The organism is Actinophytocola sediminis, from assembly GCF_054779715.1.
Window position 1 is genome coordinate 238,085 of the sequence record NZ_BAAGXS010000077.1, and the last position, 10,489, is coordinate 248,573.

A 10,489-nucleotide genomic window follows, 5' to 3' on the forward strand; every position below is an offset into this window, starting at 1 on the left:
GGCATACTGATCCCATGCCCGACTACGGTCATTCCCTGGAGTTCGGCGTCTTCCTGCCCCCCGCGGCGGAGGCGGCCGGCGACACGCTCACCCTCGCCCGCATCGCCGACCGGGTCGGTATCGACCTGGTCAGCGTGCAGGACCACCCCTACCAACCGAGCTTCCTCGACGCCTGGACCCTGCTGTCGGTGATCGCCGCCAGCACCGACTCGGTCCGGGTCTTCCCGAACGTGGTCAACCTGCCGCTGCGCCCGCCCTCGGTGCTCGCGCGCTCGGCCGCGAGCCTCGACATCCTGTCCGGCGGCCGGGTCGAGCTCGGTCTCGGCACGGGCGCGTTCTGGGACGGCGTCGAGGGCATGGGTGGTCAGCGGCGCACCCCGGGCGAGTCGATCAACGCGCTCGAGGAGGCCGTCGCGGTCATCCGGGCACTGTGGACCCCCGGCCGGCGGGGCATCCGGCTCGACGGCGAGCACTACCGGCTGGCCGGCGCGCATCCCGGCCCACAACCGGTGCACGACATCGGGATCTGGCTCGGTGCCTACAAGAAACGCATGCTCGCGCTCACCGGCCGGGTCGCCGACGGCTGGCTGCCGAGCTCGCCCTACGCACCGCCAGAGCAGCTTGCCGGCATGAACCGCGTCATCGACGAGGCCGCCGAGTCGGCCGGCAGGTCCACTTCGGACATCCGGCGGCTGTACAACATCGTCGGCTCGTTCTCCGGCCGGGGCAACGACTTCCTCCGCGGACCGGCGAAGGTCTGGATCGAACAGCTCGCCGAGCTGGCACTGTCCGACGGCATCTCCGGCTTCGTGCTGATGGTCGAGCCGGACGGCGACGACGACCTGCGGCGCTTCGCCGAGGAGGTCGCGCCCGGCGTACGCGAGCTGGTCGCCCAGGAACGCGCGCTCGGCATCGAGCCGCCCCCGGCGGCGACCACCACCGTGACCGTCGAGGAGGCCGAGGGGCGGACGCCCGCCACGCCCGCCACGCCCGCCGTGGTCGGCGTGCGGCCGACGCCCGACGACGGCGTCCGGCTGTCGACGACCAGGGTGTGGGACGAGTCGACGCGGCCGGTCGCGCCGGCGGCCGACGAGAACGCCACCTACACCGACGGCGGCCGGGCCGACGGCGCGCACCTGATCCAGATACACGACCATCTGCGCGGCGAACTGGAGCGGGTGCGCTCGCTGGTCGCCCAGGTCGCCGACGGCCGGCTCGACGCCGGCGCCGCGCGGTCGGCGATCAACGAGATGACCATGCGGCAGAACAACTGGACGCTCGGCGCGTACTGCGAGAGCTACTGCCGGTTGGTGACCATGCACCACACCGGCGAGGACCAGGCGTTGTTCCCCCAGCTGCGCCGGGCCGACCCGCGCCTGGCCCCGGTCATCGACCGGCTGGCCGCCGAACACGAGGTGATCCACGACGTGCTGAACCGGGTGGACGCGGCACTGGTCGCGATGGTCCGCGACCCGAAGGGTATCGACGAGCTGAGCGACGCGGTCGACCTGCTCACCGACACGCTGTTGTCCCATCTGTCCTATGAGGAGCGTTCGCTGGTCGAGCCGTTGGCCAGGCTGCCACTGGGAATCACCTAAGGCGGCAGCCGACGCCTTCTCACCCTTTTGGCGCACGACACCGGGTTGGCGAGCGGATAAAGTTGGCCACCTTCGTGAAGGGGACACGGTGGTGCACGGCGCGGATCATCCCGACCCGGTGCAGGGGTGGCGCCGGCTCACGCCCCGACGCTGGCAACTCTGGTCGGTGTCCCGGCCGATCCTGGCCTACGTGCTCACCGTGGAGACCACCGCGGTCACCGCGGTCGCCAGCACGTCGATCGGCGTCGAGATCCGCCACCAGGACGTGGTCTGCCTGGTCGTCCTGGTGGTCGCGGCGCTGATCTACCAGGAGGCCGCGCGGGTCATCGAGCGCATCCGCGACATCAACCAGGACGGCGTGCCCTACAGCCATCTGCTGTCGGTGTGGTTGTTCGCGAGTGTGTTGCTGTTACCGGTGTTACTCACCTCCGTGCTGATCGCGGTCGGCTACGTACACGCCTACCTGCGCGTCTACCGCCGGCGTGTGCTGTTGTACCGCAAGGTTTTCTCGGCGGCGACCGTGGTGATCGCCTGTGTGGCAGCGCATCTGGTGCTCGCGGTGATGTATCCGGCGCACACCCACCCGTACGCGCTGGCACTGGTCGGACCGGTCGGGCTCGCCGCACTGGTCGCGGCGGCGGTGGTCTATCGGCTGGTGAACTACTCGCTGGTGGTCGCCGCCATTCTCGGCACGAACCTGGACCGCCCGGTGCGCTCCGCGCTCGGCACCGCCGACGACCAGCTGATGTTGGCCGGCGCGGTCGGTCTCGGCGGCGGTGTGGCGGTGGTGATGACCGCGCAGCCGTGGCTGACACCGATGCTGGTGCTGACCGTGCTGGCACTGCACATGGGCCTGCTGGTGCCCCAGTTCCGCGACGCGAGCCGCAACGACTCGAAGACCGGCCTGTTCAACGCCGGCTTCTGGGCGAAGCTGGTGGCCGACGAGGTGGACCACGCCCGCAGGCTGGACGGCACCATGGCGGTGCTGGTCATCGACCTCGACCACTTCAAGCGCGTCAACGACCGGTACGGGCACCTCGCCGGCGATGTCGTGCTGCGCGCGGTGTCCGCGGCGATCAGGGACTCCGTGCGCACCCACGACATCGTCGGCCGCTACGGCGGCGAGGAGTTCGCCGTGACCATGCCCGGCCTCACCGCGACCGGCGTACTGCCCGCCGCGGAACGGATCCGCGCGGCGATCACCGACCTGCGGGTGACCGTGACCGACCTGGACGGCGCCGAACGGGTCGTCGGGGGGCTGACCGCGTCGATCGGCGCGGCGGTGTTCCCCGAGCACGGCACCGACCGCACGACGCTGCTGCTGGCCGCGGACGCCGCGCTGTACGAGGCCAAGGACGCCGGCCGGGACCGTACCCGGCTCGCCGGCCGCACGATCCGGGTGCCGGTGGCCAGACTGCCCGCCGCCCGCCTCGCCGGCGACTGACCTCCCAAGCGGACTCCCTGGTTCGGCGTCAGCCGGCGTAGAACTCCTTCAGTAATGGTGCCAGCGCCAGCGGCTTCACCATGTGGTTCTGACCGTCCAGGGTGCGGTAGGTCGCGTTGGGCAGGACGTCGGCCAGTGAGCGCACGCCTGCGCGCATCCACCCGGAGCTCTTCCCACCGTCGACCACCAGCGTGGGCATGGTGACCGTCGACCAGCGGTCGACCGGTAGCTGGTCGCCCTGCTGCAGGCCACGCAGCAACGTGAAGTCGTAGCGCAGCGTCGGCGCGACGGCCTTCATCTTCGACCAGGCCGGCAGCAGCCGCATCAGCGTGATCGCGAAGGCGGGAACCTCGACCGCGCGTAGGAAGGACCGCACCGCGTCGCCGTCGCGGCCGGACTCCACCAGCGCGGTGATCTGCTCGAGGTAGTCGCCCGGTAAGGGCTCGCGGTGCTCGGTGGACACGATCAGCGGCGGCTCGTAGAGCGCCAGCTTCGGCACGCCGATACCACTGGCCGCGGCGTCGGCGGCCAGCACCGCGCCGGAGGAGATCCCGTACAGGTATGGCGCGCCGCCAGTCTCCTTGGCCAGCGCGTCGAGATCCTCCACCTCGCGGCGGCTGGAGATCTCCGCGCCGGGGCCGCTCTCGCCCCGGCCGCGCCGGTCGTAGGTGTAGACGGTGAAGGTGTCGGCGAGTTCTTTGGCGAGTGGGCGTGCCGGGCCGCTCGCGCGGTAGCACATCGCGCCGTCGACCAGGATCAGCGCCGGGCCGGAGCCGGTGTGCTCGTAGGCGATCCTGGTGCCGTCGGCGGAGGTCAGGTAGCTGGTCATGCTGGGGTTTCCTCTCCGGGCAGGGTCTTGGTGAACCAGGACTGCCACGCCTGCTCGAGGTCGTCCCGGTCGGTCTCGCTGAGTTCGTTGGTGAACACGCTGTGGCTGGCGATGGCGTGGCCGTGGAGGCCCTGCATGAGCCGGTAGAGGCCGCTGCCGGTCCGGATGCCGATGGTCTGCAGGTTGGTGTAATAGACCTCGCCGTCCACCGGGGGCAGCCCGTCGGGCGTGCACCGGACCTGGTCGCCGGTCCGCGCGGGGTAGGACAGGCCGAACGCCTCCCCGAGCGCGCGCCAGGCCGGCGTCCAGTCGGTCACCTCCGGGCCGAACACGGTCAGGGGGACCGCGACCCTGCCGGGGAAGTGTTGGAGGAAGGCCGACAGCGTGGCGAAGAACAGCGCGCCGCCGTTGCGCATCATCTCGAACTCGTCGGCCCAGTCGTCGCCGGGCAGGAAGCCGCTGGTCGCCATGCGCAGGGTGGTGCTCGCCTGGTCGCGGCCCTCGATCAGGAACTCGTAGGCGATGGACCGGCCGTCGGGTGCGGTGTCCCCGCCGTAGGCCAGCCGCCGCAGCGGCTCCCAGCCGGTGATCCGGTGGGCCGGCTCGTAGCCGCCGAAGGACTGGCGCACGGTGGTGTGCTCGTCGTCGATCTGGTTGCGGCCCATGAACCAGGAGTCGATCCCGGGCCCGGTGGCGATGGCCTCCCAGACCTGTTCCGGGGTGGCGTCCACCTCGACCTGGTCGGTCTGCTCGAACTGGTGTCCCATGGCTCAGCTTTCGTCGTTGATCTTCGGGTGGATGGCGACGAGGAGGCGGTGCGGACGACCGCCCTCGGCGCTTTCGTCGTGGTACTTGCCGATCAGCGTGGTGACCGACTGGGCCAGCTCCTCGGCGAACGCCGCGCGGTCGGCCGCGTTGGCGAACCGGATCTCGCCGTCGAGCCCGAAGGTCGCGACCCGTTTCCTGGCCTTGGCCGCACCGGTGAGCAGCATGCCGACGTCGCGCACCAGCCGGGCGCCCAGCGCGAGCAGCCAGCGGGCGGACAGCCGGTCGGGTGAGCGGGCCGGGTTCGGCTGCACCGGCGCGAGCGCGACCGGCGAGATCACGTAGGAGAAGGCGGTCGCGCGGAGGACACGCTCGGTGACGTTGCCCTTGCGGCGCTCCTCGACCAGCTCGATCAGGCCGTGTTGCTCCAGCGTGCGCAGGTGGTAGTTCACCTTCTGTCTTGGTAGGCCGATCCGGTTGGCCAGGGTGGTCGCCGAGCCGGGTTCGGCCAACTCCGCGAGCAACCTGGCGCGCGTTGGGTCCAGGGAGATCTCGGCCACGGCCGGGTCTTCGATCACTGCCACGTCGAACATGGCGCTACTTTTGCACCGACGATTTATTTTGTCAAGACAGTTGGAGTTGTCGGTGTCAGACTGGGGTCGTGCCAGCAAAACGCAGTGCCGGGATCCTGTTGTACCGCCGGTCGGCGACCGGCGTCGAAGTCCTGCTCGGCCACATGGGCGGACCGTTCTGGGCGCGCAAGGACGCCGCGGCCTGGACGCTGCCCAAGGGCGAGTACGAACCCGACGAGGAGCCAGCGGCCGCCGCCCGCCGGGAGTTCACCGAGGAGCTCGGCCTGCCGGTGCCGCCGGGCGAGCTGGTCCCGCTCGGCGAGGTGCGCCAGTCCGGCGGCAAGACGGTCACCGCGTGGGCGCTGGCGGGCGACCTCGACCCGGCCGAGGTGGTGGCCGGGACCTTCGAGCTGGAGTGGCCGCCGAAGTCGGGGCGTGTCCAGGAGTTCCCCGAGCTGGACCGGGTGGCCTGGTTCCCGCTGGAGCTGGCGGCGGAGAAGATCCTCCGTGGCCAGCTGCCGTTCCTTGACCGTCTGGCCACAACCCTCCCCACCGGGCATTTCGCTGGCTAGACTCGGTCAGTTCGGACACGGCGGTGAGGGGGTCTGGACATGGCGGGGAACATCCTGGACCCGGCGGCCGCGCGGGCGCGGCTGGCCGCCTGGCAGGGCCGTGTCGACCAGCTGGCCGCCGACACCAGGACGATGAGCGACCGGCTGCAGGACCTGCGGGTGTCGGCCACCGACCCGCGCGGGCTGGCCGAGGTCACCATCGACTCGACCGGCACGATGGTCGACCTGCGGCTGACCGAGCGGATCCAGCACACCGCCCCGGCGGTCGTCGCACAGACGATCATGGCCACCCTCGGCGACGCGCGCGGCAGGCTGGCCGACCGGTCGCGGGAGATCATCGTGGACACCGTCGGCACCGGGTCCCCGGCCGCACAGGTGATCGCCAAGAGCGTCGACCGACAGCTACGCGGCCGCCCGGCCATGCCCTGAACGCCACTCGTTCATGGCATGCGCGCTCCCGGCCAGGATCAGCTGGTGATGGGGGCGACGGTGGCGTCGGCCAGCCGGGCCAGCTCGGTGGGGGACAGCTCGATCTCCAGGCCGCGCCGGCCGCCACTGCAGAAGATCGTGTCGAACGCCGTCGCCGAGATGTCGAGCACGACGGGCAGTCGTCTGCGGTGGCCGAGCGGCGCGATGCCCCCGGCGACATAGCCGGTGGCCCGCTCGGCGGCGGCCACCTCGGCCATCCTGGCCTTCCGCCCGCCCGCCGCCGCGGCCAGCGCCTTGAGGTCGAGCTTGCCCGACACCGGCACCACCCCGATCGTCAGCACCCCGTCGACCTCCGCGACCAGCGTCTTGAACACCCGCTCGGCCGGCTGCCCGAGCGCCTCGCTCGCCTCGGTGCCGTAGGACGGCGACCTCGGGTCGTGCGCGTACTCGTGCACCTGGTGGACCACCCGCTGCCTGGTCAGCAGCACGGTCGCCGGCGTTCCCTTTCCTGCCACCCGGCCAAACCTAGCCGGCGGGTGGGCAGCCGTTGGCGAAGGCCGGCCAGCACCCTGGCGGCTGGTCAACCGCCAGGGCGACGGCCAACCGGCGCGACGCGGCGGCCGGCGCGGGAAGAAACCCGGGTGGACGGTGGTTGGCCCGACTGTGAGTGATGTAGCGCTTTCCGTGCTGGAGCTCGCCCCACTGGCGAGAGACGCGACCGCGACCGACGCCCTGCGGGCGACCACCGCGCTGGCCAAACGGGTCGAGGAGCTGGGTTACCGCAGGATCTGGGTGGCCGAGCACCACAACATGCCCTCCATCGCCAGCTCGTCGCCGGCGGTGCTGATCGCGCACCTCGCGGCGGCCACCTCGACGATCCGGGTCGGATCTGGTGGGGTGATGCTGCCCAACCACGCGCCGCTGGTGGTCGCCGAGCAGTTCGGCACGCTGGAGGCGCTGCATCCCGGGCGGGTCGACCTGGGCATCGGCCGGGCGCCGGGTACCGACCAGCGCACCGCGCTCGCCCTTCGGCGCACGATGGCCGGGCTGTCGGCCGAGGGGTTCCCCCAGGAGCTGGCCGACCTGATCGGCTACTTCGAGGGTGGCGACGACCAGCAGATCACGGCCGTGCCCGGCAAGGGCAACGAGCCGGCGATCTGGCTGCTCGGCTCGTCGGGCTTCAGCGCCCAGCTCGCCGGGATCCTCGGCCTGCCGTTCTCCTTCGCCCACCACTTCAGCTCGGCGAACACCATCCCGGCGCTGGAGCTGTACCGGACGAACTTCCGGCCGTCGCGGTGGCTGTCCAAGCCCTACGCCAAGATCGCGGTCAACGCGATCTGCGCGGACACCGACGAGCGGGCGCGGTTCCTGTCCGGGCCGGCCGCGCTGGCGTTCCTCAAGCTGCGGACGGGCAAGCCGCAGGCGCTGGTGAGCCCGGAGGAGGCCGCCGCCTACCCGTACACCGACCAGGAGCGCGCGTTCGCCGACGACCGGTTCGCCGACCAGGCGGTCGGCTCGCCGGAGACGGTGCGTGCCCAGCTCGCCGACCTGCTGGCCCGCACGGGCGCCGACGAGCTGATGCTGACCACGATGGTCTACGACATCAACGACCGGATCCGGTCGTTCGAGCTGATCGCCGAGAAGGTGGCCGAGGGCCTCACCGCGTAGGCCGGGCGCGTGGGCCGGGGAGAACCGCCGGTGATCCCCCTCTCCCGCGATCACCGGCGGCACGCGGCCGCGGTGGCTCGAACCGCTCGGCGGGGGGCAGGTTGGCGGTGACACCGACAACGCGGGCAAGGATGGTTACCCGCGGCTCGGATTCGTCGGCATCACCGCCGCCCCGGCTCCCCGATCCGCAGTCAGAACCACCGCGGCCGAGTGATTCGTACACCGAGACCCTCGGCGCACTGCAAGGTGCGTAACCGGCCAACTCCTGGGTACGTACACCGTGACCAGGCATTGCGTGTACCGATTCACTCGTTCGGCGTAACGTACGTCATGGTGGCCGGCTGAACACGGAACGAAGTCGGTCCGGCAGACTGATGCTCCACCTTGGGGATGGGGGTGACCTTGAGCGACGAGAGCCTGCCGTACCGACACGGCATCCATGAGGCGATGGGGGCGTTGTCCGGCCAGTGGGTGACTGCTGTGCTGGCGTCGCTGACCGCGCGCCCGATGACGTACTCGAAACTGCTCGAACACATCAACCGGACCGAGGAGCGCCTTGGCTGGGTGACCCACGAGCGACCGCTGCGGCAGAAGGTGCTCACCGACACCCTGCACCGCATGCAGCGCGACGGCCTGGTCGTCAAGATCGACCGGCCGAGCACGTTCGGCTCCACCTGGTACCAGCTGACCCCGATGGGCCGGTCGCTGTTGCGCGCGCTGCTGCCGCTGGCGAAGTGGTCCGAGGACCACCGGGGCGAGCTGAGCCAGGCCAGGGCCGCCTACGCCGCCGGCAGGCCGACCGACCAGGCCACCTGATCAGCTCCCGCGGTGGCCGTTGAGGTCGCCGATCGCGGCGACGATCATCTGTACCTGGTTGCGCCCGGAGTCCTTCGCGACGAACAGCGCGTCGTCCGCGGCCAGCAGGACGTCCTGCAGGTCGGGGCCGAACTTCGGGTACAGCGCCAGCCCGATCGACACGCTCAGGTTCGCCACCACGCCGCCGGTCTCGGCGATCGGCACGCGTAGCTCGCGGACCCGCTCGCAGATGCGCTCGCCGATGCCGCGCAGGTCCTCGGCGGTCACCTCGGGGCAGAGCACGACGAACTCCTCGCCGCCCCAGCGGCCGACCACGTCGTAGCGGCGCGCGCAGCCGGTCAGCGTGTCCGCGACCGCCTGCAGCACCCGGTCGCCGACGAGGTGGCCGTGGTTGTCGTTGACCGCCTTGAAGTGGTCCAGGTCGACCATCAGCACGCCGACCTGGGTCTCGTCGCGCGCGGCGCGCCGGACCTCGGCGGAGGCCATGTTGGTCCACGAGGTCGCGTTGACCAGGCCGGTCTTCTGGTCGGTCGATGCGGCTTCCTCCAGTTGGCGCATCAGCACGCTGCGGTGCAGCACCAGCAGGGCCGGCACGATCAGCAACGCCCAGGTGGGGTGGATGTTGATCAGCAGGGCGGTGATCGCGCCGAGGCAGATGGTGCCGTACTCGAGCGCGGCCTCCTTGCCGGTGCCCAGTGCACGGCGCACGTTGAGCTTGCGCTCGTGCAGCGTGATGGCCGTGGCGACCAGCCCGAGGTTCACCACCGAGTAGACGATCACCGCGAGCGCCACCGCGGCGACGACCGTCGGGCTGCCCCACAGGGACATGTCCGGCGGGGTCAGCAGGTCGCGGATGGCCGAGGCGCTGTAGGCGGCCAGCACTACTGTCGAGGCCGTGAAGACCAGGCGGTAGGCGCGCACGCTGCGCACGCGGTACCAGCTGCGCCAGAACAGGTGCAGGTAGAGCGCGCAGATCACCACGGGGACCAGTACGGGTGGCAGCATCAGGATCGCGGAGAACGTCCACACCGAGGTCAGGTTCACGTGTGGCGTGTCGTTGAACCGCCGGCGTACCCGTTCGACGTGCCTGGTCATCTCACCCATGGCGAGGCCGAGGACGACGATCACGCCGAGCGTGGTCAGATCGGCGGCGTCGACCGTGGCGTTCAGCGCCTGGAACACCGTGAGCGTGATGGCCGTGGCTTCCACGGCCAGCAGGAGGACGAGCGGCCGTGGTGATTCCCGCCAGATGGCCCAGCCCGTCGGCAGCCTGGACCGCTGATCAGTGGAAAGGGATGCTGGGGGCGTCGATCGGGGGCCTTCGGGCTGGCCGGTGTCCCCCTCGCGGTGGCCGGCGGCCGTCTCCGTGGAAGGAGGTGTGAGCGGTGCGTAGTTGGGACTGGTGACCTCTGTGTGTTGACTCATCTGCCCGTTGCCAGGTGCGGCGGTTGGTTTCCGGAGAGGTGGTGTGCCTGATGTCGCGGAGCTGGGACTGGTGATCTCTGTGGGTTTGCTCATCTGCCCGATGCCGTGTTCAGCGGCTGTCGCCGGCGAAGGAGGTGTGCGGGATGTCGCGTAGTTGGGACTGGTGATCTCGGTTGGTTCATCGACGGTTGTCGAGAGTGCGGGAGGTGTGCGTGATGCGGAGCTGGGACTGGTGAGGCCGGGTTTGCCGGTGCTGCGCAGTTTGGCGGTCAGTCTGCGGAACGGAGGTGTGCGAGATGTCGCGTAGCTGGGACTGGTGACCGTGGGTCGCCCGGTGTGTCCGTTGTCGGTTGTCGCTTGTGGAGGAGGTG

The 10,489-nt window shown here is 70.7% G+C and carries 11 protein-coding genes; 6 read left to right on the top strand and 5 right to left on the bottom strand.

Annotated features, from left to right (window positions below):
* Nucleotides 1–14: 14 nt before the first annotated feature.
* Together ACYVIP_RS36215 and ACYVIP_RS36220 are read left to right on the top strand one after the other, a co-directional pair.
* Nucleotides 15–1,598: an LLM class flavin-dependent oxidoreductase gene (locus ACYVIP_RS36215; protein WP_460404755.1), complete on the top strand. Its 1,584-nt coding sequence runs from the start codon at nt 15–17 to the stop codon at nt 1,596–1,598.
* A gap of 91 nt (nt 1,599–1,689) precedes the next feature.
* Nucleotides 1,690–3,042, top strand: coding sequence for a GGDEF domain-containing protein (locus tag ACYVIP_RS36220; RefSeq protein WP_460404757.1), 1,353 nt, complete (start codon nt 1,690–1,692; stop codon nt 3,040–3,042).
* Nucleotides 3,043–3,070: 28 nt separating this feature from the next.
* Here ACYVIP_RS36220 and ACYVIP_RS36225 read toward each other — a convergent pair whose 3' ends face one another.
* Genes ACYVIP_RS36225 through ACYVIP_RS36235 form a run of 3 tightly spaced genes read right to left on the bottom strand, consistent with a single transcriptional unit; the run spans nt 3,071 to nt 5,229 of the window.
* Entirely contained in the window at nt 3,071–3,871 is an 801-nt protein-coding gene (locus ACYVIP_RS36225) for an alpha/beta fold hydrolase (RefSeq protein ID WP_460404759.1), read from the bottom strand.
* Nucleotides 3,868–4,638 (bottom strand): SRPBCC family protein, encoded by a 771-nt coding sequence (locus tag ACYVIP_RS36230; RefSeq protein WP_460404761.1) that lies wholly within the window; start codon nt 4,636–4,638, stop codon nt 3,868–3,870. The genes ACYVIP_RS36225 and ACYVIP_RS36230 overlap by 4 nt, the downstream gene beginning before the upstream one ends.
* A gap of 3 nt (nt 4,639–4,641) precedes the next feature.
* Complete coding sequence (locus tag ACYVIP_RS36235) at nt 4,642–5,229, bottom strand: ArsR/SmtB family transcription factor (RefSeq protein ID WP_460404763.1); 588 nt, start codon at nt 5,227–5,229, stop codon at nt 4,642–4,644.
* 68 nt (nt 5,230–5,297) lie between these two features.
* On the opposite strand from ACYVIP_RS36235, the gene ACYVIP_RS36240 reads away from it, so the two are divergent.
* Both ACYVIP_RS36240 and ACYVIP_RS36245 read left to right on the top strand, forming a co-directional pair.
* Entirely contained in the window at nt 5,298–5,780 is a 483-nt protein-coding gene (locus ACYVIP_RS36240) for an NUDIX domain-containing protein (RefSeq protein ID WP_460404765.1), read from the top strand.
* 39 nt (nt 5,781–5,819) lie between these two features.
* Complete coding sequence (locus ACYVIP_RS36245) at nt 5,820–6,209, top strand: YbaB/EbfC family nucleoid-associated protein (RefSeq protein ID WP_460404767.1); 390 nt, start codon at nt 5,820–5,822, stop codon at nt 6,207–6,209.
* Between the two features lie 38 nt (nt 6,210–6,247).
* On the opposite strand, the gene ybaK is transcribed toward ACYVIP_RS36245, so the two are convergent.
* On the bottom strand, nt 6,248–6,724 hold the full coding sequence (gene ybaK, locus ACYVIP_RS36250) for a Cys-tRNA(Pro) deacylase (protein WP_460404769.1): 477 nt from the start codon (nt 6,722–6,724) through the stop codon (nt 6,248–6,250).
* 148 nt (nt 6,725–6,872) lie between these two features.
* On the opposite strand from ybaK, the gene ACYVIP_RS36255 reads away from it, so the two are divergent.
* The gene (locus ACYVIP_RS36255) at nt 6,873–7,877 is read left to right on the top strand and encodes an LLM class flavin-dependent oxidoreductase (protein ID WP_460404771.1); all 1,005 of its coding nucleotides are present in this window, start codon (nt 6,873–6,875) and stop codon (nt 7,875–7,877) included.
* A 396-nt stretch (nt 7,878–8,273) separates the two neighbouring features.
* Nucleotides 8,274–8,693: a winged helix-turn-helix transcriptional regulator gene (locus tag ACYVIP_RS36260; RefSeq protein WP_460404773.1), complete on the top strand. Its 420-nt coding sequence runs from the start codon at nt 8,274–8,276 to the stop codon at nt 8,691–8,693.
* On the opposite strand, the gene ACYVIP_RS36265 is transcribed toward ACYVIP_RS36260, so the two are convergent.
* On the bottom strand, nt 8,694–9,902 hold the full coding sequence (locus ACYVIP_RS36265) for a GGDEF domain-containing protein (protein ID WP_460404775.1): 1,209 nt from the start codon (nt 9,900–9,902) through the stop codon (nt 8,694–8,696).
* Between the last annotated feature and the right edge of the window lie 587 nt (nt 9,903–10,489).